The organism is Wohlfahrtiimonas sp. G9077 (assembly GCF_002252155.1).
Taxonomy (GTDB): Bacteria; Pseudomonadota; Gammaproteobacteria; order Cardiobacteriales; family Wohlfahrtiimonadaceae; genus Wohlfahrtiimonas.
Genome location: NZ_NEFD01000004.1, coordinates 155,322 through 178,555 on the forward strand (window position 1 = coordinate 155,322; position 23,234 = coordinate 178,555).

Genomic DNA, 23,234 nt, shown 5'->3' on the forward strand with positions numbered 1-23,234 from the left:
AAATCTTATCTTTTTATGCAAATTAATTTGCCACGAACTAGACATCATAATATGAATTGTATGGAAAAAGAAACTCTTTGGGTAATTAAAATTGGCAGCGCCATGATCACCAATGGCGGTGTGGGAATTGACTATTCTTTGCTCGATGATTATGCATCACAAATTGCACAATTACAGGCAAAAGGTTATCAAATTGTGGTGGTTTCATCAGGGGCGGTTGCCGCAGGGATGAAACGATTAGGCTGGACATCAAGGCCGACAGAATTAAGTGAGTTGCAGGCAGCAGCGGCCGTTGGGCAAGCAAAATTGGTGGAAGCTTGGCAAATGGCTTTGCAAAAGCATCAATTGACAGCCGCCCAAGTCTTATTGACCCATGAAGATGCACTGGATCGCACGCGTTATTTAAACATTCGTGCCACGCTCAATGCTTTGATTCATCACAATGTGGTGCCGATCATCAATGAGAATGATACAGTGTCATACGATGAGTTTTGCATCGGGGATAATGATACGCTCGGCGCTTTGGTGGCCAACCTCATTGAAGCCGATACTTACATCATTTTGACAGATCAACAAGGTTTATATAATAAAGATCCACGTAAAAACAGCGATGCCCAATTGCTGCATCATGTGCGCGCGATGGACCCATCTTTACTGGAAATGGCCAGCCCAGAAGGCGGTAGTTTAGGCAAAGGCGGCATGTACACGAAAGTGAAGGCGGCGCAAAAAGCGGCCACGAGCGGCACACAAACGTACATTGTGTATGGTAAAGCGGACAATGGCTTGTTGCGCGTGGCCAATCATGAAGAGATCGGCACGCAATTTGAGCCAGAAGATACAACAATGGCGGCGAAAAAACGTTGGATTCTCAATCAAGCCCATGTGCTTGGCAGCGTTGTGGTGGACAAAGGGGCAGAGCAAGCCCTGATGGCGCATAAGAAAAGTTTGTTACCGATTGGCGTCATTGCCGTCAATGGTGAATTTCAACGCGGCGACATCATTGCATGTTTAAATGAAGCCGGCGAAGAGCTTGGGCGCGGTTTATGCACCTATCATTCACAAGAGGTACAAAAGCTCTTGAAAACGCCTTCAAGTGACATCATTAATAAACTGGGTTATGTGATTTCTGAAGAGATTATTCATAGAAACAATTGGGTATCCCATCAATAAGTTCTTTTTGACGTCAAAATACGTTAAAATGCCCCGTTAATTCATATTTATTATTAGAAGGACAGCCATGTTTGGTGCGATTGCAAAAAAGATTTTTGGAACCCGAAATGATCGCTTGGTAAAAGAGGCTCAGAAGACTGTTAAAGTAATCAATGCGCTTGAGCCGACAATGCAAGCGATGACGGATGAAGAGTTACAACAACAAACCATCAAGTTTCGTGAACGCATTCAAAATGGCGAGTCTTTAAATAAGCTCTTGCCTGAGGCGTTTGCAACTTTGCGTGAAGCGAGTAGCCGCGTGATGGGCATGCGCCATTATGATGTGCAAATGATCGGCGGGATTGTATTGCATCAAGGCAAAATCGCTGAAATGCGCACCGGTGAAGGTAAAACATTGGTGGCAACCCTTGCTGTGTATTTAAATGCATTAGAAGGCAAGGGCGTGCACGTTGTGACGGTCAATGATTACTTAGCAAAGCGTGACGCCGCCTGGATGGGTAAGCTTTATCGTTGGATGGGTTTAAGTGTGGGCGTTGTGGTGTCCGATCAGGCGCCAGATGAGAAAAAATCAGCCTATGAAGCCGACATTACTTATTGTACGAACAATGAAATCGGCTTTGATTACCTTCGCGATAACATGAGCTTTGATCCTGAACATAAAGTACAGCGTCCATTGAACTTTGCGGTGATCGATGAGGTGGATTCCATCTTGATCGATGAAGCAAGAACGCCACTCATCATTTCAGGCCCTGCGGAAGGTTCGGAAGATTTATACAAAGCCATCAATGAGATCGTGCCTTATTTGAAAAAAGCCGATGCCAATGGCGACAATGACTTTACGATCAATGAAAAAGATCGCCAAGTGTTATTGACAGAAGTGGGCCATGAACATGCTGAAAATTTATTGGTGGAAGCTGGTTTACTCAAAGCGGGTGAAAGCTTATATGATGCCAATAACTTAAAATTGTATCATCATTTAGACAGCTGCTTGCGTGCGCATCATTTATTCCGCCGTGATGTGGAGTATTTGATTAAAAACAATGAAATCATCATTGTCGATGAGCACACAGGCCGTACATTGGCAGGACGTCGCTGGTCAGATGGTTTACATCAAGCCATTGAAGCGAAAGAGGGCGTGCCGATCAAACCTGAAAACCAAACATTGGCATCCATCACGTTCCAGAATTTATTTAGAATTTATAAAAAATTGTCCGGGATGACGGGAACCGCCGATACAGAAGCGCCTGAGCTTTTAGAAATTTATGGCTTAGAAGTGGTGGTGATTCCAACGAATAAAGCCATTCAGCGTAAAGATTATGGGGATTTGATCTTCTTAACGCAGCGCGAAAAATATGAAGCCATCATTAAAGACATCGAAGCATGCCGCGAAGCAGGGCAACCGGTTTTAGTGGGCACAGCATCTGTTGAAGTGTCTGAATTGTTGGCAGAGATGCTCAAGGCGCGTGGCATTCATCATGAAGTTTTGAATGCAAAACAGCATGAACGTGAAGCGTATATTGTGGGTGCTGCCGGTAAACCTGGCGCCGTGACGATTGCCACAAATATGGCCGGCCGCGGTACGGACATCGTGCTTGGCGGTAACTTTGAGATGGAAATGGAAGCCTATCCGGATGCCACAGCCGCAGAGCGCGCTGCCATGAAAGCTGAATGGCAAAAACGCCATGATGATGTCTTGGCAAAAGGTGGTTTACACATCATCGGGACAGAGCGTCATGAATCACGCCGCATCGACAATCAGTTGCGTGGCCGTGCCGGTCGTCAAGGGGATGTGGGTTCATCACGCTTCTATTTGTCGTTAGAAGATAACTTGATGCGCATCTTCACCTCGCCTTCAGCATACAACATGATGAAAAAGCTTGGCATGGGCGATGGCATTCCGCTTGAACATAAATGGATCAGTCGTTCAATTGAAAATGCTCAGCGTAAAGTGGAAGGTCATAACTTTGAGATTCGTAAGAACTTATTGCAATATGACAACGTGGCCAATGATCAGCGTAAAGTGATCTATCAACAGCGTGATGACATTTTAGCGGCATCGGATGTGGGTCCGGCCATTGATGCGATTCGTGAAACTGTGTTCCGTGAATTGGTTGCGAAACACATTCCACCACAATCCTTCCCTGAGCAATGGGATATGGAAGGTTTAGAGGCGAAATTGTCTCGTGACTTTATGATGGATGTGAAGCTTGAAGATTGGCTCAAAGAGGATGATACCCTTGAGTATGAAGGCGTGGTTGCACGCTTAATTGAGATGAACCAAAAAGCATATCGCAATAAGCAATACATCACATTGCCCGATACTGGCGAAGAAATCTCCATTGTGGATCAAGAAAACTTCAAAGCCTTTGAGAAAAATGTATTGTTGCAACTTTTAGATCGCAACTGGAAAGATCATTTAGCGGCGATGGATTATTTGCGTCAAGGCATTCAATTGCGTGCGTATGCACAAAAACGTCCTGAGCAAGAGTATAAACGCGAAGCTTTTGAAATGTTTGAGATGATGTTAGATCGCATCTATTATGAAACCATTGGCTTCTTAAGTCGTTTAACGATTGAATTGCCAAAAGTGACGGAAGAGGATGCCAAAGCGATTGAAGCATTGAAAAATACCGATGAAGAAACAGAAGTATTGATGCAACGCTCATTCAGTGATGCTGGTGTTTCTAATGAGGTTCAAGCGCCAGAGCAAAATAATGTGATGGATGCATTGGGCTTAGACTTTAGCGCTGTGGGTCGTAATGATGAATGTCCGTGCGGCTCTGGTAAAAAATATAAGCATTGCCACGGTAAAATCTAAGTTTGTAAAGGTTTAAAAAGTCCCGCATTGGCGGGATTTTTTATGGGCGGATAAAATTGAGGCAATAAAAAAGCCCTTGAAAAAGGGCTTTTGAATGCATTTTGAATTAAGCAGCGATTGCTTTGATTCGTGCGTTCAAACGGCTCACTAAACGAGCAGTTGTTTTCTTATGAAATAAGCCTTTGTTAGAAGCGCGATCTAAAACGCCTTGTGCTTTTTTCAATGCATCTTGAGCAGCAGTGACGTTGTTTTCTTGGATCGCTTTCAATACTTTCTTAACATAAGTACGAGTCATTGAACGATATGAAGCATTTGCTAAACGGCTTTTTTCCGCTTGGCGTACGCGTTTTCTTGCTTGAGCTGAGTTTGCCAAAGGTATTCTCCAAATATAACCAATAGTTTAAACAATATAAGACGCAACATTATCTTGTTTTTCCACACAAAAGTCAATCATGCTTCGGATTAAAACAGCGGACAACGCGGCTTAATGAAAAAAAAGAGCTGCGAGCAGCTCTCTTATTGTGAATCATTATAGCGCATATCCTGCAAAATTAGAATGCAGGTAAAATGCTGCCTTCATATTTTGTTTCGATGAATTGTTTCATCTCATCAGAGTGAAGGATTTTCATGAGTTCTTTCACATTTTCTTTCTCATTGTTGCCATCTTTGACCACAACGATGTTTACGTAAGGTGAGTTTTTGTCTTCAATGATCAATGCATCTTTCACAGGATTTAAATCTGCATCTAATGCAAAGTTTGTGTTGATGAGGGCTAAATCCACTTCATCGATGGTGCGTGCAAGCATGGGTGCTTCAAGTTCTACAAATGAGAGGTTTTTAGGATTCTCTTTGATGTCTTGAATTGTGGCCAAAATGTTCGTTGGATCTGTCAATGTGATCACGCCATTGTTGTGCAATAAAATCAATGCACGGCCACCATTGGTGGGGTCATTTGGAATGGCCACTTTACCGTTTTGTGGTAAGTCTTTCACATCTTTGATCTTTTTAGAATAGCCACCCAATGGTTCTAAATGCACGCCGCCCACAGACACCAATGTCATGTCATTGGCTTTGTTAAATTCATCTAAATAGGGTTGATGTTGCATGAAGTTTGCATCGACTTCACCTTCGTTGAGCATGATGTTTGGCAACACATAATCGGTCACCACAACCACGTCAATGTTGAAATCTTTAGGGGCAAGTGTTTGTGCGTGTTCTAAAATTTCAGCATGTGGCACAGGAGATGCTGCCACTTTGATGGTTTCATTGGCATTGGCAAAAAATGGCAATGCAGAAATGAGAAGCGCTGTTGCAAATTTCTTCATGAATAAACTCCTAAATATTGGATGGTCATTGTTATTTTCGTGTGAGACGACGCATGAATGTATCGCCCACTAATTGAATAGTTTGCGCGATAATAATGATAATTACAATCACAAAATTTGTAATTTCAGGTTGATTGCGGTGGAAGCCAAAACGTGTGGCCAAATCGCCAAGGCCGCCTGCACCAACCACGCCTGCCATTGCGGTAAAGGAGAGGAGGAGAATCCCTGTAATAGTGGCGCCTGCAATTAAGCTTGGGCGAGCTTCACGCAATAAGATCGAGAAGATAATCTTGTGCATTGGTGTGCCCATACTGACAGCAGCCTCTATGATGCCTCGATCCACTTCACGCAGAGATGTTTCTACAAGTTTGGCAAAAAATGGAATCGCACCAATGGTCAAGGGCACAATTGCGCCTTTAACGCCAAAGGAAGTGCCCACAATATTTTTTGTATAGGGCAATAGATAAATGATCAGAATCAAAAAGGGAATGGAGCGCAAAATATTGGTGAAAATCGATAAAATCGGATACACCACACGATTTTGCATGAGTTGTTTTGGGCTTGTGAGGTATAAAATCACCCCAAGCATGATGCCAAAAATGGTGGTCAATGCCCAAGATGCGGAAAGCATTTGCAAGGTGGCTTCGGTGCCTTCCCAGAGCATGCTCACTTTCACTTTAGGAAAATAGGGCGTGATGAATTCTTGAAGAGCATTCGCTGCCCATACTTTGAAATCTGTGTACAGAGAGGTTTCGATGAGATTTGACATAGTTTATAAAGTGACCGCTAATGTATGAATGTTTTTCGCTGCAAATTCTTCTAAGGCGCGTTGCTGAACCTCGGCGCTACCATTTAAGGCAACGAGCAATTGACCATACGGCAAATCACGAATGTAGCTGATGTTGCCAGACAGGATTGAGAAATGCACGCCGGTGGATTTGATGATGTCACTTAAATGAGGGTGATAGGAATCTTCCCCGGAATAAGTGATTTGATAAAGGTTTGCCCCTTTCATTGGGCTGTTTTTCAAATGAACTTTAAGCTCAGCATAATGACTATTGTCTAAAATAAACTCTTTGGTCACTTCGTGTTGAGGATTTAAAAATACCTCTTCAACAGGGCCACATTCCACAATTTGACTGGCATGAATGACGCCCACTTTATGGCAGATTTTACGGATTACTTCCATTTCATGGGTGATGAGCACAATCGTTAAACCAAGCTTTTGATTAATTTCACGCAGGAGCTCCAAAATGGACTGTGTGGTTTGTGGATCAAGGGCAGATGTCGCTTCATCACACAATAATACTTTTGGCTTGTTAGCGAGGGCTCTAGCGATCCCTACGCGCTGTTTTTGTCCGCCAGAGAGTTGGGCGGGGTATTTTTTGGCATGTTCTGTTAAACCCACCAATTCTAGTAATTCATTGACGCGGGCGGTGATCTCCGATTTTGACATCTTCTCTAAGCGAAGAGGGAAGGCAATGTTGTCAAAAATGGTTTGGCTGGAGAAGAGGTTAAAGTGCTGGAAAATCATGCCGATTTTGCGGCGCTCATGCATTAACTCGCGTTTGCTTAAGGTGGTTAAATCCACTTGATCTAAAATGACGTGGCCACTTGAAGGTTTTTCCAATAAATTAAGGCAGCGAATCAACGTACTTTTGCCGGCGCCAGAGTGCCCGATGACACCGAAGATTTCGCCGGCTTCAATGGTCAAAGAGATGTCTGAGAGGGCAGTGATGTTGCCTTTCGCAGTCGGATAGGATTTTGAAATATGGTCTAATGTGATCACGGATAGAATCATCTACAGTCTAAAAAGATACCGCACAATCTAGCATAATACGGCATTAATTTGAAGATGAGACGATTTTCAGGCAATAAAAAAGCAACCCTGAGGTTGCTTTTGTGTGTTTTTAAACAAGTAAACTTATTTAATACGTGCTTCTTTGTATAAAACGTGTTTACGAACAACTGGATCATATTTCATGAACTCTAATTTTTCAGGAGTTGTTCTTTTGTTTTTAGTTGTAGTGTAAAAATGACCTGTTTCAGCCGTTGACACTAATTTGATTTTTTCTCTGATACCTTTTGCCATGATAAAGCTCCTTAGATTTTCTCACCACGTGCACGCATATCTTTAAGAACAGCATCGATGCCTTTTTTATCGATAGTTCTTAAACCAGCAGATGTTACGCGTAATGTTACAAAGCGCTGTTCGCTTTCTACCCAAATACGATGTGAGTGAAGATTTGGTAAAAAACGACGGCGAGTTTTATTGTTTGCGTGAGAAACGTTGTTCCCAACAGCAGGTGCTTTACCAGTGACTTGACAAACTTTACTCATAATTAAAATAACCTATTTCAATAAATTAAATTCTTTGAGGAACGCAAAGACGGCCCTTAAAAACAGACACGTCATTATACGTATTTCAAAAAAATATGCAATACACTGATTAAGTGAAATCAGCGGGGTTCTTAGCCTTACTTGCTGCAACTTCTGCATCAATGATGCCCGCTCGAACTAGCTGCATCAAGTGCTGATCAAGGGTTTGCATGCCAAAGGATTGGCCAGTTTGAATCGCAGAATACATCTGTGCAATTTTATCTTCACGAATCAGATTTCGAATTGCATTCGTACCCATAAGAATTTCCCAAGCAGCCACACGACCGCCGCCTTTTTTCTTCAAAAGTGATTGCGCAACAACGGCTTGTAAGGATTCAGATAACATTGAACGAACCAATGGTTTTTCACCTTCTGGGAAAACGTCAATGATACGATCGATCGTCTTCGCCGCCGATGTGGTATGGAGGGTACCAAATACTAAGTGACCCGTTTCCGCAGCGGTTAAGGCTAAACGAATGGTTTCTAAGTCACGAAGCTCACCCACCAAGATAACGTCTGGATCTTCACGAAGAGCAGAGCGCAACGCATTGTTAAACGAGAGAGTATCTCGGTGCACTTCACGTTGGTTGATGAGTGATTTTCTTGGCGTGTGTACGAACTCAATGGGGTCTTCCACCGTCAAGATATGGTAAGGATGATGCTTGTTTAGGTAGTCAATCATTGCAGCTAACGTCGTTGACTTACCTGAACCTGTGGGCCCTGTCACCAACACTAAACCACGAGGCACCGAAACCATTTGGCGGAAAATGGCAGGCATGCCAAGTTCATCCATGGATTTAATGTTGTTAGGGATTGTTCTAAAAACAGCGCCAACGCCACGATTTTGGTGGAAGGCGTTGACACGGAAACGAGATAAACCAGGAACATCTACAGAGAAGTCAGCTTCTAACTCTGCATCAAAGGTTCTGCGCTGAGTATCATTCATGATGCCATAAATCAAATCATAAACCATATCGTTATTGAGCGCAGGTGCATTGATTCTTGTTACGTCACCATCGATGCGCAGCAAAGGGGGCAATCCTGCTGACAAGTGCAAATCCGATGCCCCGGATTTGACCACAAATGTGAGTAGATCTGTAATGTTCATAATTTTCTCATTAGTTTTTTTAATAGAAATAACGTTCGTATTCTAAACGACAAAATGGCATCAGTCTAATTTTGCATTTGATTTTAATCGACCGATGATGTCGGCGTAATCTTTTTGCGTGAAAATTGCGCTGCCTGCCACAAAGGTATCCGCCCCTGCTTTAGAGATCGCTTCGATGTTATCGGCATTGACGCCGCCATCAATTTCAAGGCGAATGTCTAAGCCTTTTTCATCGATGATTGCGCGCAATTGTACCAATTTATCTAATGCCGATGGAATGAACTTTTGTCCACCAAAGCCAGGGTTCACACTCATCACAAGCACCATGTCTAAGTAATCCCAAACATGATCAAGCACATGGATGGATGTGGCCGGATTTAACACTAAGCCCGCTTTACAGCCCAAAGATTTGATGAGCTGAAGGGAGCGATCCACATGCAAAGAGGCTTCTGGATGGAATGTGATGTAGGTGGCGCCTGCCTTTGCAAAGGCTTCGATCATGCGATCGACAGGTGAAACCATCAAATGCACATCAATGGGTGCAGTGACGCCATAATCACGCAAAGCTTTGCAAATCATGGGGCCAAACGTTAAGTTTTCCACATAGTGATTGTCCATCACGTCAAAGTGAATGATGTCAGCGCCTGCGTCTAATACGGCATTGACTTCCTCACCTAAGCGAGCGAAGTCTGCGGATAAAATCGATGGGGCGATCCAAGGAGTTTGTTTCATGGGTTAACCTTTGATGTCTGCTAATGTTTCGTCGATGGCTTTGAGGGTTTGGTCTAAATCTTCATACGTATGCGCATTCGATAAGAAACCGGCTTCAAATGCACTTGGTGCTAAATAAATGCCGCGCTCAAGTAAGCCATGATAGAACTGTTTGAAAAATTCGATGTCGCTGGTGAGCGCATCTTTGTATGTATTGACGGGTTGATTGGTGAAGAATAAACCGAACATGCCGCACACATGATTGATGTGGATCGGTACATCATGTTTTGCAAAGATTTTAGCAATGCCATCCATTAAGTAATCGGTTTTGGCTTTGAGCTCATCATAAAAGCCCTCTTCAGACACCAATTCTAATGTGGCGAGACCTGCTGCCATGGCCACAGGATTGCCCGATAATGTGCCCGCTTGATACACCGCACCATTTGGGGATAAATGGGCCATGATTTCAGCTTTACCACCAAAGGCGCCCACAGGCATGCCGCCGCCAATCACTTTACCGAAGGTTGATAAGTCAGGCGTGATGTTAAATAAGCCTTGGGCAGAATGTTTGTGCACACGAAAACCGGTCATCACTTCATCCATGATGAACACAGCGCCTGCATCGGTACAGCAATCACGAATGGTTTGTAAGAATTCACGTGATGGTGGGATGCAGTTCATGTTGCCGGCAATCGGTTCTACAATCACGCAGGCAATTTCATCGCCATATTTGGCAAATGCTTCTTTAAGCTCATCGGGATTGTTGTATTCAAGTACGATTGTGTGCTGTGTTAAATCTGCCGGTACGCCCGGTGAAGAAGGTTCTGCAAAGGTCAATAAACCGGAACCTGCTTTCACTAACAGTGAATCTGAATGGCCATGATAGCAGCCTTCAAATTTGATGATTTTGTTGCGGCCAGTGTAACCACGGGCTAAACGAATGGCGCTCATGGTGGCTTCTGTGCCTGAACTTACCATGCGTACGCTGTCCATTGAAGGGATGATCTCAAGTACTTTTTTGGCCAAAGCGGTTTCAGAAACCGTAGGTGCACCAAAAGAGAGGCCATTTTTTGCCGTTTCCACAACCGCTTCGATCACTTTAGGGTGCGCATGCCCCACAATCATCGGGCCCCATGAACCCACATAATCGATGTATTTTTTATCATTGACGTCATAGACATAAGCGCCTTCACCTTTTTTGAAAAACACAGGTGCACCGCCCACTTGTTTAAATGCGCGCACAGGAGAGTTCACGCCGCCTGGAATGTATTGTTGTGCTTCTTCGTAAAGTGCTTCAAAACTGACCATTTCTCAACCTTCAAAACTTAGAAATAAAGCTAATATTCTAGCAAAATTAATTAAGATTTAATTGTTAAATTAAAATGAAGTACAATAACCGGCACGATGTGTATTAATGATTGATGAATTTTAAATTAATTGGATGAATTTTATGTCAGAAGCAATGAAGAATATTGTTGAAACAACCTTAGATGATATGAAAGGTGTGGATATTAAAGTATTCGATGTCAGCGAAATTGTGAAGTATACCGACTGGGCAGTGATTGTCACAGGGACTTCTTCGACTCACCTTAAAGCGATGGCCGATAAGCTTGAAATCAACATGAAAGGTCAAGGCTATACAGTGATCGGGATTGAAGGCGTGGAAAGTGGCAACTGGGTGTTGCAAGATTACGGTGACATCGTAGTGCACATCATGACAAAAGATGCGCGCGAGTTTTATCAGTTAGAAAAATTATTCATCTAGTATGATTGTTCACCTCATTGCCATTGGCAACAATATGCCGAGTTGGGTGAAAGAGGGTTTTGATGAGTATCAAAGCCGTCTTCGAAATGAAGTGCAACTCAAAATGGTGGAAATTCCTGCTCAAGCACGCAAAAAAAATGCGGACATCTCGAAAATCCTTAAAGAAGAGGGACAAAAAATGCTCGCTGCGGTGCCTAAAGGTGCGCGTATTGTGGGGCTTGATGTGGTGGGTAAAGCGGTGACAACGCCAGAGCTCAGTCAAATGATGGCAGGGTGGTTACAAGGCGGCACAGACATCGCTTTGCTAATTGGTGGTCCTGAAGGTTTCTCTGATGAGGTCAAACAAAGCTTTGAGCAGAGCATTTCTCTATCTAAACTGACATTACCGCATCCGATGGTGCGCATTTTAGTGGCAGAGCAATTGTTCCGTGGTTGGAGTATTTTGCACAATCACCCGTATCATCGTGAATAATATTGAAGACATTAAAAAAGCCTGATCATTGATCAGGCTTTTTGATATGGGGTTAATTAACCTTTATAACGGCTAAGAACCACAGTTGCATTTGTACCACCAAAGCCAAAGCTGTTGCTCATGATGTTATTGATTTCAACATCTTCCACTTTTTTGCGGATGATGGGGAAGTTTTCCAATAAAGGATCAATGTTATCAATGTGCATGCTCGCTTGAAGGAAATTGTTTTCCATCATCAAGAGTGAATAGATCACTTCATTGACGCCAGCTGCGCCCAATGCATGGCCAGTTTGTGATTTTGTTGAAGAGATCATTGGGAATTTATCACCAAAGACACGTTCAACGGCCATGATTTCAGGAATGTCACCGGCAGGTGTGGATGTGCCGTGTGCATTGATGTAATCAATTGGGCCTGTCACTGTGGACAATGCTTGACGCATACAGCGCTCTGCGCCTTCACCACTTGGGGCAACCATGTCATAACCATCAGACGTTGCACCGTAACCTGTGATTTCTGCATAGATGTGTGCACCACGGGCCAATGCGTGTTCTAACTCTTCAACCACCACGATACCGCCACCGCCAGAGATCACAAAACCATCACGGTCGCGATCATATGGACGAGATGCCACAGATGGATTGTCATTGTATTTTGAAGACAATGCGCCCATTGCATCAAACATTGCGCTCATAAATGGGTGTAATTCTTCACCGCCACCGGCAAAGATCACATCTTGTTTACCCAATTGGATTTGCTCAACGGCATTACCAATACAGTGGGCAGAAGTTGAACATGCTGAGCTGATGGAGTAGTTCACACCTTTGATTTTAAATGGTGTGGCCAAACATGCAGACACAGTCGAACCCATTGTACGAGTCACCATGTAAGGGCCCATTTTTTTGGTGGCGCCTGTTTTACGCATGCTGTCAACGGCATCAATTTGATTGCGCGTTGATGCACCGCCAGAACCCACGATTAAACCTGTGCGTTCATTTGAAACCATTTCAGGGGGTAATTTTGAGTCTTCAATCGCTTGTTCCATCGCTAAATAAGCGTATGCCGCAGCATCTGCCATAAAGCGGAAAGTTTTACGATCAATATGCTCAGCAGGGTTGATGCGAATGGCACCGTGAACATGGGATCTAAAACCGAGATCAGCCATCTCTTGAGAGAATTCAATACCTGACTTACCTGATTTGAGAGACTCTAATACTTCTTCTTTGTTGTTTCCGATACTAGAAATAATCCCAAGACCTGTGATAACAACACGTCTCATAATGTTTCTCCTAAACGTTAAAAATTATCTGTTGAGGTAAAAAGACCAACTTTGAGGTCATGTCCTGTGTAGATGATTTTACCATCTACGGATAAAGTCGCATCTGCAATACCCATCGTCAATTTGCGCAAAATAACACGTTTCATGTGAATGTGGTAAGTTATTTTTTTCGCTGTTGGTAAGACTTGACCGGAGAATTTCACTTCACCACAACCAAGCGCGCGGCCGCGACCAAGGCCGCCTTTCCAACCTAAGTAGAAGCCAACCAATTGCCACATTGCATCTAAGCCAAGGCAACCTGGCATAACGTTGTCACCGATGAAGTGACAAGGGAAAAACCATAAATCAGGATTGATGTCGAGTTCAGCGACGATTAAACCTTTATTGTAGTTGCCACCATCTTCAGTGATTTCCACAATGCGATCACACATCAACATTGGTGGCATTGGCAATTGTGCATTGCCTTCACCAAATAAGTTGCCTTTTGCGCATTCAATCAGTTCTTCTTTGGTATAACTTGCTTGTTTTGTCACATCAATTCCTTTGAAAATAGTGGATATTCAATTATAAAATCCGATGATTATACTGTTTTATCGGATGGATTGAAAATGGTTTGGTAGTGATTCAGAACGTCATTTGCCGTGATTTGGTCAATTTTATTGTCATTTCCAAAATTTTTGGCCTCAAGCACGGTGACTTTTTCCCCATAAGGCTTCGATTGTGTTGGATTTGTCGGGCCAAAGAGGGCGATGACGGGTGCATCACTTGCGGCGGCAAAGTGTGCAATGCCGGTGTCGTTGGCCACAATGAGCGCAGCGCCATTGAGCCAATAAGGAATGTCTAACAGCGCCGTTTGATCACAAAGATTGAGGATGCGTGCATCACTGTCAGAAATTTGTTTGCAGATTTCTGCTTCACTGCCGGCGCCAAGGACTAAAATGCGCGTGACGCAGCCATTGTTGAATAATAATTGCGCAAGCTCAATGAAGCGCTCAGGATGCCAACGTTTTTCAGGATGTTGTGGGCTGCAGCCTGGCACAAACACAGCAAAGGCATGATCTTCTAGGAGATGTTGCTTTTTCTCTTCAATGCGTTTGATGATTTCAGGCGATGCAATGATGCGTGGACGCGTACTTGTGCGCACAACGCCCACACTTTTGAGCGCCGCATAAAAGCGATCGACTACGTGATTGTTTTCAATGTCATGGGGTTCGATGTGATTGTCATAGCACCAATGACGACTGCGTCCAATGATGGTTGCGCGAGTAAAGCGGAGAGTTTTTGCCGCAGAGAGCAACATGCGGGAGCGATCACTGTTTTGTAGATCAATGATCAGATCATAATTTTCTTGTTTTAATGTGGTGAGCCAACGCCAAGTGGCGCCAAAGCCCTGTTTTCTGAGTTTAAAGTCAATGAGTTGATGAAAACGATCATCATGCACAAAGAGCTGATGCCACGGAGGGAGCACATTTAAATCAATCTTTGCGCGGGGAAAGGCCGCTTTAATGTCATCAAAGGTGCTGCTTGCAAGCACACAATCGCCCATCGCGCTCCATTGAATGATCAAAATGCGTCGATAATCTTTCACAAGGTTATTCATAAAGATCCTTTTCACCTTCAGGGCGAGTTTTAAAGCGGCGATGCGCCCATAAATATTGCTCGGGGGCTTCGATGATCCATGATTCAAACATTTTATTCAAACGCTCGCAATCTTCCATGGGCGACTCAGATGGAAAATGGTCAAGGGCAGGCAGGATTTTAACGCGATATTGATGGCCTTCACGAATGCAATAATAGGGCAGCACTTTGGCTTTGCCCACTTTGGCCATTTGGGATGTTGCTGTGATCATCAGCGCTTTGACGCCAAAGAAGTCCACAAACACATGATCACTGCCGCCGTAGTTTTGATCCGGTGCATACCAAAGGAGCTTGCCTTGACGAAGGAGTTTGATGGTTTTGCGAATTTCGTTGCGATTGACGGGCTCATTTTGTGATTGAGCGGTGCGCATTTTAAATTGGCGCTCTTCATAGGCGCGGTTTTTATGCTGACGATACATCGCCACAAAGGGCGTTTTGAGCGTAATGGCGCGGGCGCCCAACTCAAGGTTACAAAAGTGCACCGTCAATAAAAGGGCGCCATCACCGGAAGATTTGACGGCCTCTAAATGTTCTAAACCTTCATAGATAAAGAGATCTTTGACTTGATCCTCAGGCTTTAACCAAGCGGCTAAGGTTTCAAAAATGCCCATGCCAAGGGCTTTAAAGTTCGCTTGAACGAGTTTGGTTTGTGCATCTTTTGATAAATCAGGGAAGCACAACGCAATGTTGCGCTCCACAATGTGGCGGCGTTTTTTCGCCACATAGTACGAGAGCATGCCAATGCCTTTGCCTGCGGCTAGTAAGATGGGCATTGGCAATCTCGCAATGTATTTGCCAACCCAGAAGCCTAAGGCAATCGCATGATCTTTAATCCAATTCGGCTTGTGGTATTGCATGATTACTGTTTGTTTTGATCACAAATTGGTGCGATGAAATGCACAGCTGTGTCCCAAGGTTGCTCAATCCATGTATCTTGTGATACATCGATGACGTTAAAGTCCACCAAAGGTTTGCCTTGTGGTTTTGCAAAAATGGTGACGAAGTATGCTTTTGGATACAATTGACGGATCAATTTTGCCGTATTGCCAGAGTCCACTAAGTCATCGATGATGACAAAGCCTTCGCCTTCATTCGGTAAATTACACTCTTTGACGAGTTGCATGTCTGTTTGCTGTTGATATTCATGGTAGCTTGCAATGCACAAAGTATCCACGTAACGAATGTTCAATTCGCGCGCAACGATCGCAGAAGGTACTAAACCACCACGACTGACCGCAATGATCCCTTTCCACTCTTGACGTTCGATTAAATGTTGAGATAAAGCTTTCCCGTGAACTTGGAGCATATCCCAAGTAACTAAATATTTTTTCGACATTTTGGTTTCCAGTAGATGAGGTTCTGATATAAAATAGCCGGTTATTATAGTTTTTTTTCTTTGATTACACCAGTCAAAACATTTGCTGATTTGACTGGTGATCTTTTTTTGTAAGGTTAGACAGTGACGACTCCTAAGATTGGCTTTGTTTCCCTCGGTTGCCCAAAAGCATTGGTTGACTCCGAATATATCTTGACGCAATTGCGTACAGAAGGATATGAAATTGTTCCACAATACAATGATGCGGACCTTGTTGTGGTCAACACTTGTGGCTTTATTGATTCTGCGGTGCAAGAGAGTTTAGATGCCATTGGCGAAGCGTTGGATGAAAATGGCAAAGTGATTGTCACCGGCTGTTTAGGTGCTAAAGCTGACACCATTTTGGAAAAATATCCCAATGTATTGAGTGTGACCGGCCCACATGCATTCCAAGAATTGATGGGCGCTGTGCACCATCATTTGCCAAAACCACATGATCCATTCATGGATTTAGTGCCACAAGCGGGCATCAAATTGACGCCGCGCCATTATGCATATTTAAAAATTGCTGAAGGTTGTAATCACAGTTGTACCTTCTGCATCATTCCGACGATGCGCGGTAAACATCAATCGTATCCTGTGGAAAATGTATTGTCACAGGCGAAAAAATTGGTAAGTTCAGGCGTTAAAGAGTTATTGGTGGTGGCGCAAGATACCAGTGCTTATGGCGTGGATGTGAAATATAAAACAGGCTTTGCCGATGGTAAACCTGTCAGAACACACATTCAAAACCTTTGTGAAGAGCTTGGCAAAATGGATGCTTGGGTGCGTTTGCATTACATCTATCCTTATCCGCATGTGGATCATTTGATTCCCTTGATGGCAGAAGGCAAAATTTTGCCATACATCGATGTGCCCATGCAGCATGCATCACCACGCATTTTAAAAGCGATGAAGCGCCCGGCAAACAGTGAAAATATGTTGATGCGTATCAAAAAATGGCGCGAAATTTGCCCTGAAATCACCATTCGTTCGACATTCATTGTGGGTTTCCCAGGGGAAACGGAAGAAGAGTTCCAAATGCTCTTAGATTTCATTGAAGAGGCACGTTTAGATCGCGTGGGTGCATTCATTTATTCGCCAGTAGAAGGCGCACCGGCCAATGACATTGCAGAACTCATTCCGGTTGAGATTCAAGAAGAACGTTTAGGTCGCTTTATGGAGCTTCAAGCGCGCATTTCTGCAGAGAAATTGGCCCTTAAAGTGGGACAAACGTTAGAAGTGTTGGTGGATGATTTTGATGCTGAAAATGGCGTGGCCATCGGTCGCACCAAAGCCGATGCACCCGAGATTGATGGTTTGGTCTACATTGATGGCGCCGATGCTTCGTGTGTGGGTAAAATTGTCAATGTCTTGATTGATGAAGCGGACACCTATGATTTATATGGTGAGCTCATCTAACATGAGTTTTGTGCCGAATTAAGCTACACTATGGAAGTTAAAATTCACGAAATGGGTAATGATAATGGCCAATGATATTTACAGAATTCTTTATGTTGAAAGCAGTGCAGAAAAGGTCACTCAACTCAAGCAGTTGATTCGTGTGTCGAGTGTTGAGAGTAAAATCACTTTTGATGTGGCAACGACAGATTCTGTGGATGGCGTCAAAGTTGCCCTAACGAAAGAAGGTTGTGACTTAATTCTGTTGCAAGATTCACCGAAAGTGCCGGATTTAAAAGAGATCACAGATGCCATCGGCATGCAAAGCGTGCCGGTGCTTGTGTTAGTGGCAGAGGAGCAATTTCTAGAAAAACGCCAAATCATGATGCAAGAAGGGGCGCTGGATGTGGGCTCATTGCAGCAAAGTGATGTATTGTTTAAACAGATCGTGCGTGCCATTTTTGAGCGTAAAAATCAGCAAGGTTACCGCCAAACGTTAGAAAAAAACGCTCAACTCTCCGAAATCACTGCGCAATTGGCCGCGCAATCTGAAGATTTAATTGCTTATTTTGGTGCCGCCGATGGCCTATTTTTATATGCCAACCAAGCCTTTTTAAAATATTTTGGCTGGCAAGATTTTAATGAATTGGCCGCAACCACAGCACTTGAATACATTGGTGCAGAGCAATCGGCAACCTTTAAAAAGATGATGAAGATTGCGAGCAAAACAGGCAAAGAACAACAAGCGATGCTTAATCTCATCAATCCACGCACGGGCAGTGCTTTGGAAGAAATGGTGACGATTAAACCTGCGATGCACGAAGAATTGCCTTGTCTTGAGATCTTTGTGGCCCAATCGAATGCAGGGCCAGCGGCGCCAGTTGTGGTGGAAGCGGCGCCTTCGATGGCGGCACAGTTTTATAATCGTTTGGCCTTCATTGAAAATTTATCCAACTTTGTGGGCAGTTCATCTTGGTTGGTGAGTTTGGTGTTGGAAGATTATTTTAATTTCCGCAAAAAATATGGCGTGGAGATTTTAGAATCCTACTTCATTGGATTGGCCAAACATTTAGAATCACAGATCAGTAATCTACATTATGCGCGCTATTCTGATGAAAGCATTGTGCTATTGCTCACCAACAGCGACATGACCAAAGTCGATCGCTTAGGCATGGCGATTGTGGCCAGCGCAGAAGGTTATGTATTTAAGGCGGGCGATGCAAGTTTTCATGGTGCCTTTTCCTTCTCTTACACCAATTTAGGCGATTCGGTCGATGGCATCAATGATGCGTGCGCGCGCTTAGATGAGTTATCGGGCTTATTAGAAACGCGCGTTGTCTTTACAGATAAAAAAGAGGAATCAACGCGCGCCATTCAAGCGGTTCAGCATGGCGTTGAAACATTGGAAGTTGGCGACATCGATGAAGAGTACATGCCACTCTTTACCGCATTAAACAGTGACAATGTGCGTCAAACGTACATTCCGGTGGCAGACTTTTTGGCTCAAGGCCAAGAGAATTACATTGCAAGCTTTGCCCTGCGTGATGAAAAGGGCGAACCTGTGGTTTGGAATCGAAGTTTCACGTTTACCTCAGACAATGTCTTGATGCGTGATTTGGATCAATTCATGCTCTCAACAGCTGCGGATAACCTTGCTAAGGTTGAGGGCGGCAATAAACGCATTTTAGTGCCGTTATCCATGTACTTTTTAACCAAGCCTGAATATTTGATCGATTGGATTGAGAAAAATGCCAAAGCGCCATGCAGCAGTCATCAAATCATCTTTGGTTTGGCAGAAGAGGTGGTGGATGAGCATTTTGAGGCGGCCAAACACTTCTTTAGCATCATTGCCGATGCAGGCTTTGCTGGCATGGTGTATGACGTTGTCGACATCACTTCAACCATGGTCAGTGAGCTTGATGTGGCGATGGTGGCATTGTCCGAAAACTGTATTGGCCGAATGAGCCGCAGCATCTCGAGTGATGAGATGATTAAATTGCCAAAATTATTACAAGATTTAGAGCGCAAAGGCGCAGGTTTAATGGCCACGGGCGTTAATTCACCCACAAGCATGACATTGGTTTGGGAATACACCATTCCTTATGCTTCTGGCACGATGATTGGTGCGGTGACAGAGTCATTGGACTTTGATTTTTCACAAGTGATTATGTAAGGGGATCAACAATGACAATGACTCGACGCAGTGTATTGCTAGGCGCAGCTGCCTTAATGCTTACCGGTTGTGGTTTTCATTTGCGTGGCGCCATCAAATGGCCGAAAGCGTATCAAAATGTTTATATGGCAGGTTATAACCCCGATGATCGCCAAACCTTTTACAGTGCCGTGGCCAAATATTTTCCTGATCATGTGCAATTGGTGCAAAATGAAGCGAATGCTGACTTGATCATTCAGGTGCTCTCTGAACAACAAAGTTCACGCGCTGTGTCAGGCTTAGCGGTGGATCGTGCCACAGAAGAAGTGGTGACGTTAACCATTGTGGTGCAAGTGAAAGATCGTGATGGTCAAGAGATTTTACCGCCAACAACATTGATGCGTGAGCGTGACTTTAGCTATCAAGAAGCGGCGTTACTCAGTAAATCCACCGACAGCCAACGTGTATCTGCAGCGCTTCGCGAAGAGCTTGCCGCCATGTTCATGCGCCGTTTAGAAGCGGCATTACGAGTCCAGCCATGATTGCCTTGATTCAACGGGTCAATCACGCCAGTGTCAAGGTGGATGGCAAAGTCATCGGGGCGATTGATGCCGGTTTATTGGCGCTTGTGGCCATTGAGAAACATGACACGCCACAAACGGTGGAAAAGATGGTGGAAAAAATCGTCCATTATCGAATTTTTTCTGATGATGCCGGTAAAATGAATCGCTCATTACAAGATGTTGATGGCGGATTGTTATTGGTGTCGCAATTTACGTTGCTGGCCAATACCGATAAAGGGCGCCGTCCATCCTTTACAGAAAGCCCGCCGGTTGAGATGAGCATGGCGCTGTATGCGCACAGCATAGAACATGCCAAAACATTGCTGCCAACGGTGGCACAAGGGGAATTTGGGGCCGATATGAAAGTATCCTTAGAAAACGATGGCCCTGTCACATTTTGGTTAGAAGTGTAGATGATAGAATCCGATAGAATATTGATCAGCGGTGAAAAGCAGCGCGAAGAAACCGTCATTGATCGCGCCATTCGCCCCAAACGTTTACAAGATTACACAGGGCAAGCGGCGCTTCGCAATCAGTTAGAAATTTTCATCACGGCGGCACGCAATCGTGGTGAAGCGCTCGATCATGTGCTGCTCTTTGGGCCGCCAGGATTGGGAAAAACAACGCTTGCGCACATCATTGCCCATGAGTTGGATGTGGGGTTAAAGCAAACTTCTGGCCCTGTACTTGAAAAAGCAGGGGATTTGGCGGCATTATTGACGAATTTAGAGCCCAATGATGTGCTGTTCATCGATGAGATCCATCGTTTAAGCCCGATGATTGAAGAGGTGCTCTATCCTGCGCTTGAGGATTATCAGCTCGACATCATGATCGGTGAAGGGCCCGCAGCCCGCTCCATTAAAATTGATTTGCCGCCCTTTACATTGGTGGGCGCCACAACGCGGGCAGGATTATTAACCTCGCCGCTGCGTGATCGCTTTGGCATCATGTCCCGCTTGCAGTTTTATTCCAATGATGAATTGACCAACATTGTGTTGCGCTCAGCCTCACTGTTGAATGTGGAATTGATGCCAGAGGGCGCCGCTGAAATAGGGAAGCGCTCCCGCGGTACGCCAAGGATTGCCAATCGTTTATTGCGCCGCGTGCGCGATGTGGCAGAGGTGCGTTCAAATGGCGTCATTGATGTGGCCATTGCTAAAGAAGCATTAAACATGTTGGAAATTGATGCCTATGGTTTAGATGAGCACGATCGCCGTTTGTTGCAGTTGATTGTGGAAAAATTTTCAGGCGGTCCTGTGGGGTTAGATACGATTGCCTCAGCTTTAGGGGAAGATCGCGGTACGTTAGAAGATGTGATTGAGCCTTACTTGATTCAAGAGGGCTTCATTATGCGCACCCCAAAAGGTCGCGTGGCCACTGAAAAGTGTTGGCAATATTTTGGCTTAGAGATGGAAGCATGATGCAAAAAACAGGTGGATTGATCATCGGATTACAAGGTACAACCGTCACGACTCAAGAGCGTGCATGGCTTATGCATCCTTTGGTGGTGGGCGTGATTTTATTCACCCGCAATTATGAAAGCTTAGAGCAGCTCATTTTGTTGACGGCAAAAATCAAAATGATCAACCCGAAATTAATGATCTCTGTGGATCATGAAGGTGGGCGCGTTCAGCGTTTTCGTGAGGGATTCAGCCGTTTACCACCGATGGGATCATTAAAAGAGTTGTATGCACAAAATATGCATTCAGCCCTCATGCAAGCGGAGCATTATGGTTATGTGATGGCTTCAGAGCTCAAGCAAGTGGGTGTGGATTTTAGCTATGCGCCCGTGTGTGACATTGATTATGGGCACAATACCGTGATTGGCGATCGCGCCTTTCACAGTGAGCCCGATGCTGTGGCAGCATTGGTGATGGCCTTTTATCAAGGCATTCGTCGCGCTGGCTCCATTGGTGTGGCTAAGCATTTTCCGGGACATGGTTATGTGTCAGTGGATACCCATTTAGGGATTGGCATTGATGAGCGCTCGCTTGATGAGATCGAACGCACAGATTTATTGCCCTTCATCACATTGATTGATGCGGGCATAGAAGGCGTGATGCCTGCACACATCATCTATACAGCGATTGATGATGCCCATACAGCGGTCACTTCACGCACATGGCTCACTTATCTTCGTAATGTGTTGCATTTTGACGGCGCGATCATCAGTGATGATTTAGACATGCAAGGGGCGGCACATTTAGGCAGTGCGATTGAAAAAGCACAAGCCTGCTTTGATGCAGGCATTGACATCATTTTGTGCTGCAATGATTTTGCGGCGATTGAGGAACTGTTATCACTGACCACAGAGCGCAGCCTCAGTGAGGATGTGCGCTTTCGTTGTGAAGTGATGCGAGCCCATTTACAACATTGATGGGCAGGCGCTTACACATGTGAGGATCAAAGCGCATGCCTAAATCGTAATGTAAAACGCCATCAGGATCACGATACGCATAGGCATAATGATCATCATAATAATGCCATACATAGAGTGCATCAATGGGAAAACCGGCCTCAATTTTCAACTTTTTGGTTAAAGTTTTATTGAGGTGAAAGCAGCCCATGAATTCTAAATCATGGGCTTTGAGCCCATCTTCATCGATCAATAAGTCACCATATTCATAGCGCATAAATGGCGCGATGCCACGCTCTTCTTGATCAGTCAATCCTGTGGTACCAAACCAATCGGCCGTTTCTAAAGCGCAAGCTTCGGCCCGTTCATTGCGTTCAAAAACATCATCGGTGATGAAATCATCTTTCAGGACATAAAAGAATTCTGTTTTGCAGTGCCCTGAATAAAAGAGCTCAGCATTTGAATTGGGTAAAGGCACAGCAATATTGTGCATGCCTTGAATGAGGGAGGGATCATTTTCTTCGCTGAGCCATAAAAATTGTGACACCACAATGTGTAAAGCGGCATCAATGGGATCAAAACGACGAGAGAGCTCAATGGTGGTGTGTTCAGATAAACCTTCGGCAGAAAGCTGCATGCGCTCAGGCAAGGCTAAGAAATCTTGATAGGATTGTGTTTTTAACGCATCAACCAGCGCTTCAAAGATGGCATTGTCTTTTGTATGTATTGTTTTTAACACAATGAT

25 protein-coding genes are annotated in these 23,234 nt (G+C 44.3%); 10 read left to right on the forward strand and 15 right to left on the reverse strand.

The window, feature by feature from the left end; all coding sequences use genetic code 11:
- Positions 1–60: 60 nt before the first annotated feature.
- Positions 61–1,170, forward strand: a complete 1,110-nt coding sequence (gene proB, locus B9T20_RS06955; protein ID WP_094490392.1) for a glutamate 5-kinase — start codon at positions 61–63, stop codon at positions 1,168–1,170.
- A 67-nt stretch (positions 1,171–1,237) separates the two neighbouring features.
- Positions 1,238–3,988 (forward strand): preprotein translocase subunit SecA, encoded by a 2,751-nt coding sequence (secA, locus tag B9T20_RS06960; protein ID WP_094490393.1) that lies wholly within the window; start codon positions 1,238–1,240, stop codon positions 3,986–3,988.
- Positions 3,989–4,094: 106 nt separating this feature from the next.
- Here secA and rpsT read toward each other — a convergent pair whose 3' ends face one another.
- From rpsT to hemL, 9 genes are all read right to left on the reverse strand, one after another.
- Positions 4,095–4,361, reverse strand: coding sequence for a 30S ribosomal protein S20 (gene rpsT, locus B9T20_RS06965; RefSeq protein WP_094490394.1), 267 nt, complete (start codon positions 4,359–4,361; stop codon positions 4,095–4,097).
- 178 nt (positions 4,362–4,539) lie between these two features.
- Complete coding sequence (locus B9T20_RS06970) at positions 4,540–5,313, reverse strand: MetQ/NlpA family ABC transporter substrate-binding protein (protein WP_018122612.1); 774 nt, start codon at positions 5,311–5,313, stop codon at positions 4,540–4,542.
- A gap of 31 nt (positions 5,314–5,344) precedes the next feature.
- Positions 5,345–6,082 carry a methionine ABC transporter permease gene (locus tag B9T20_RS06975; protein WP_094490395.1) on the reverse strand — a complete coding sequence of 246 codons (738 nt, stop codon included), beginning with the start codon at positions 6,080–6,082 and terminating at the stop codon, positions 5,345–5,347.
- Between the two features lie 3 nt (positions 6,083–6,085).
- A complete protein-coding gene (locus B9T20_RS06980; protein ID WP_094490396.1) occupies positions 6,086–7,102 on the reverse strand; it encodes a methionine ABC transporter ATP-binding protein in 1,017 nt (338 codons plus the stop codon).
- Positions 7,103–7,237: 135 nt separating this feature from the next.
- Positions 7,238–7,405, reverse strand: a complete 168-nt coding sequence (gene rpmG, locus B9T20_RS06985; RefSeq protein WP_008315715.1) for a 50S ribosomal protein L33 — start codon at positions 7,403–7,405, stop codon at positions 7,238–7,240.
- Positions 7,406–7,416: 11 nt separating this feature from the next.
- Positions 7,417–7,653 carry a 50S ribosomal protein L28 gene (gene rpmB / locus B9T20_RS06990; RefSeq protein WP_008315714.1) on the reverse strand — a complete coding sequence of 79 codons (237 nt, stop codon included), beginning with the start codon at positions 7,651–7,653 and terminating at the stop codon, positions 7,417–7,419.
- Between the two features lie 109 nt (positions 7,654–7,762).
- The gene (locus tag B9T20_RS06995) at positions 7,763–8,800 is read right to left on the reverse strand and encodes a type IV pilus twitching motility protein PilT (RefSeq protein WP_008315712.1); all 1,038 of its coding nucleotides are present in this window, start codon (positions 8,798–8,800) and stop codon (positions 7,763–7,765) included.
- Positions 8,801–8,860: 60 nt separating this feature from the next.
- On the reverse strand, positions 8,861–9,532 hold the full coding sequence (gene rpe / locus B9T20_RS07000) for a ribulose-phosphate 3-epimerase (RefSeq protein WP_094490397.1): 672 nt from the start codon (positions 9,530–9,532) through the stop codon (positions 8,861–8,863).
- Between the two features lie 3 nt (positions 9,533–9,535).
- The gene (hemL, locus tag B9T20_RS07005; RefSeq protein WP_094490398.1) at positions 9,536–10,819 is read right to left on the reverse strand and encodes a glutamate-1-semialdehyde 2,1-aminomutase; all 1,284 of its coding nucleotides are present in this window, start codon (positions 10,817–10,819) and stop codon (positions 9,536–9,538) included.
- 142 nt (positions 10,820–10,961) lie between these two features.
- On the opposite strand from hemL, the gene rsfS reads away from it, so the two are divergent.
- Positions 10,962–11,276: a ribosome silencing factor gene (gene rsfS, locus B9T20_RS07010; protein ID WP_094490399.1), complete on the forward strand. Its 315-nt coding sequence runs from the start codon at positions 10,962–10,964 to the stop codon at positions 11,274–11,276.
- Between the two features lies 1 nt (position 11,277).
- Positions 11,278–11,748, forward strand: a complete 471-nt coding sequence (rlmH, locus tag B9T20_RS07015; protein WP_094490400.1) for a 23S rRNA (pseudouridine(1915)-N(3))-methyltransferase RlmH — start codon at positions 11,278–11,280, stop codon at positions 11,746–11,748.
- Positions 11,749–11,804: 56 nt separating this feature from the next.
- Here the strand turns inward: rlmH and fabB are convergent, their stop codons facing one another.
- The 5 genes from fabB to gpt are packed head-to-tail and all read right to left on the reverse strand — an operon-like array spanning position 11,805 to position 15,999.
- A complete protein-coding gene (gene fabB / locus B9T20_RS07020; protein WP_094490401.1) occupies positions 11,805–13,025 on the reverse strand; it encodes a beta-ketoacyl-ACP synthase I in 1,221 nt (406 codons plus the stop codon).
- 17 nt (positions 13,026–13,042) lie between these two features.
- Positions 13,043–13,558 (reverse strand): 3-hydroxyacyl-[acyl-carrier-protein] dehydratase FabA, encoded by a 516-nt coding sequence (fabA, locus tag B9T20_RS07025; RefSeq protein ID WP_094490402.1) that lies wholly within the window; start codon positions 13,556–13,558, stop codon positions 13,043–13,045.
- A gap of 47 nt (positions 13,559–13,605) precedes the next feature.
- Positions 13,606–14,625, reverse strand: coding sequence for a glycosyltransferase family 9 protein (locus tag B9T20_RS07030; protein WP_094490403.1), 1,020 nt, complete (start codon positions 14,623–14,625; stop codon positions 13,606–13,608).
- Positions 14,618–15,520: an LpxL/LpxP family Kdo(2)-lipid IV(A) lauroyl/palmitoleoyl acyltransferase gene (lpxL, locus tag B9T20_RS07035; RefSeq protein WP_094490404.1), complete on the reverse strand. Its 903-nt coding sequence runs from the start codon at positions 15,518–15,520 to the stop codon at positions 14,618–14,620. Before lpxL ends, B9T20_RS07030 begins: the two co-directional genes overlap by 8 nt.
- A 2-nt stretch (positions 15,521–15,522) precedes the next feature.
- The gene (gene gpt / locus B9T20_RS07040) at positions 15,523–15,999 is read right to left on the reverse strand and encodes a xanthine phosphoribosyltransferase (RefSeq protein ID WP_008315700.1); all 477 of its coding nucleotides are present in this window, start codon (positions 15,997–15,999) and stop codon (positions 15,523–15,525) included.
- 123 nt (positions 16,000–16,122) lie between these two features.
- Here gpt and rimO point away from each other — a divergent pair, with 123 nt between their 5' ends.
- From rimO to nagZ, 6 genes are all read left to right on the forward strand, one after another.
- Positions 16,123–17,439 (forward strand): 30S ribosomal protein S12 methylthiotransferase RimO, encoded by a 1,317-nt coding sequence (gene rimO, locus B9T20_RS07045; protein WP_094490405.1) that lies wholly within the window; start codon positions 16,123–16,125, stop codon positions 17,437–17,439.
- Positions 17,440–17,503: 64 nt separating this feature from the next.
- Positions 17,504–19,591, forward strand: coding sequence for an EAL domain-containing protein (locus B9T20_RS07050; RefSeq protein WP_094490406.1), 2,088 nt, complete (start codon positions 17,504–17,506; stop codon positions 19,589–19,591).
- 11 nt (positions 19,592–19,602) lie between these two features.
- A complete protein-coding gene (gene lptE / locus B9T20_RS07055; RefSeq protein WP_094490407.1) occupies positions 19,603–20,112 on the forward strand; it encodes an LPS assembly lipoprotein LptE in 510 nt (169 codons plus the stop codon).
- Positions 20,109–20,546, forward strand: coding sequence for a D-aminoacyl-tRNA deacylase (dtd, locus tag B9T20_RS07060; RefSeq protein ID WP_094490408.1), 438 nt, complete (start codon positions 20,109–20,111; stop codon positions 20,544–20,546). Before lptE ends, dtd begins: the two co-directional genes overlap by 4 nt.
- A complete protein-coding gene (gene ruvB, locus B9T20_RS07065) occupies positions 20,547–21,554 on the forward strand; it encodes a Holliday junction branch migration DNA helicase RuvB (protein ID WP_026165744.1) in 1,008 nt (335 codons plus the stop codon). It begins immediately after the preceding gene.
- Positions 21,554–22,510, forward strand: coding sequence for a beta-N-acetylhexosaminidase (nagZ, locus tag B9T20_RS07070; RefSeq protein ID WP_094490409.1), 957 nt, complete (start codon positions 21,554–21,556; stop codon positions 22,508–22,510). Before ruvB ends, nagZ begins: the two co-directional genes overlap by 1 nt.
- Here nagZ and B9T20_RS07075 read toward each other — a convergent pair.
- Positions 22,455–23,228, reverse strand: a complete 774-nt coding sequence (locus B9T20_RS07075; RefSeq protein WP_148138451.1) for a hypothetical protein — start codon at positions 23,226–23,228, stop codon at positions 22,455–22,457. The genes nagZ and B9T20_RS07075 overlap by 56 nt on opposite strands.
- Positions 23,229–23,234: the final 6 nt, after the last annotated feature.

What these genes read in the sequence shown, in the direction of transcription:
- proB (WP_094490392.1), top strand. Translation starts at nt 61, where the DNA reads ATGGAAAAAGAAACTCTTTGGGTAATTAAAATTGGCAGCGCCATGATC.
- secA (WP_094490393.1), top strand. Translation starts at nt 1,238, where the DNA reads ATGTTTGGTGCGATTGCAAAAAAGATTTTTGGAACCCGAAATGATCGC.
- B9T20_RS06970 (WP_018122612.1), bottom strand. Translation starts at nt 5,313, where the DNA reads ATGAAGAAATTTGCAACAGCGCTTCTCATTTCTGCATTGCCATTTTTT.
- B9T20_RS06975 (WP_094490395.1), bottom strand. Translation starts at nt 6,082, where the DNA reads ATGTCAAATCTCATCGAAACCTCTCTGTACACAGATTTCAAAGTATGG.
- rpmG (WP_008315715.1), bottom strand. Translation starts at nt 7,405, where the DNA reads ATGGCAAAAGGTATCAGAGAAAAAATCAAATTAGTGTCAACGGCTGAA.
- rpmB (WP_008315714.1), bottom strand. Translation starts at nt 7,653, where the DNA reads ATGAGTAAAGTTTGTCAAGTCACTGGTAAAGCACCTGCTGTTGGGAAC.
- B9T20_RS06995 (WP_008315712.1), bottom strand. Translation starts at nt 8,800, where the DNA reads ATGAACATTACAGATCTACTCACATTTGTGGTCAAATCCGGGGCATCG.
- rpe (WP_094490397.1), bottom strand. Translation starts at nt 9,532, where the DNA reads ATGAAACAAACTCCTTGGATCGCCCCATCGATTTTATCCGCAGACTTC.
- hemL (WP_094490398.1), bottom strand. Translation starts at nt 10,819, where the DNA reads ATGGTCAGTTTTGAAGCACTTTACGAAGAAGCACAACAATACATTCCA.
- rsfS (WP_094490399.1), top strand. Translation starts at nt 10,962, where the DNA reads ATGTCAGAAGCAATGAAGAATATTGTTGAAACAACCTTAGATGATATG.
- rlmH (WP_094490400.1), top strand. Translation starts at nt 11,278, where the DNA reads ATGATTGTTCACCTCATTGCCATTGGCAACAATATGCCGAGTTGGGTG.
- fabB (WP_094490401.1), bottom strand. Translation starts at nt 13,025, where the DNA reads ATGAGACGTGTTGTTATCACAGGTCTTGGGATTATTTCTAGTATCGGA.
- B9T20_RS07030 (WP_094490403.1), bottom strand. Translation starts at nt 14,625, where the DNA reads ATGAATAACCTTGTGAAAGATTATCGACGCATTTTGATCATTCAATGG.
- lpxL (WP_094490404.1), bottom strand. Translation starts at nt 15,520, where the DNA reads ATGCAATACCACAAGCCGAATTGGATTAAAGATCATGCGATTGCCTTA.
- gpt (WP_008315700.1), bottom strand. Translation starts at nt 15,999, where the DNA reads ATGTCGAAAAAATATTTAGTTACTTGGGATATGCTCCAAGTTCACGGG.
- B9T20_RS07050 (WP_094490406.1), top strand. Translation starts at nt 17,504, where the DNA reads ATGGCCAATGATATTTACAGAATTCTTTATGTTGAAAGCAGTGCAGAA.
- lptE (WP_094490407.1), top strand. Translation starts at nt 19,603, where the DNA reads ATGACAATGACTCGACGCAGTGTATTGCTAGGCGCAGCTGCCTTAATG.
- dtd (WP_094490408.1), top strand. Translation starts at nt 20,109, where the DNA reads ATGATTGCCTTGATTCAACGGGTCAATCACGCCAGTGTCAAGGTGGAT.
- ruvB (WP_026165744.1), top strand. Translation starts at nt 20,547, where the DNA reads ATGATAGAATCCGATAGAATATTGATCAGCGGTGAAAAGCAGCGCGAA.
- nagZ (WP_094490409.1), top strand. Translation starts at nt 21,554, where the DNA reads ATGCAAAAAACAGGTGGATTGATCATCGGATTACAAGGTACAACCGTC.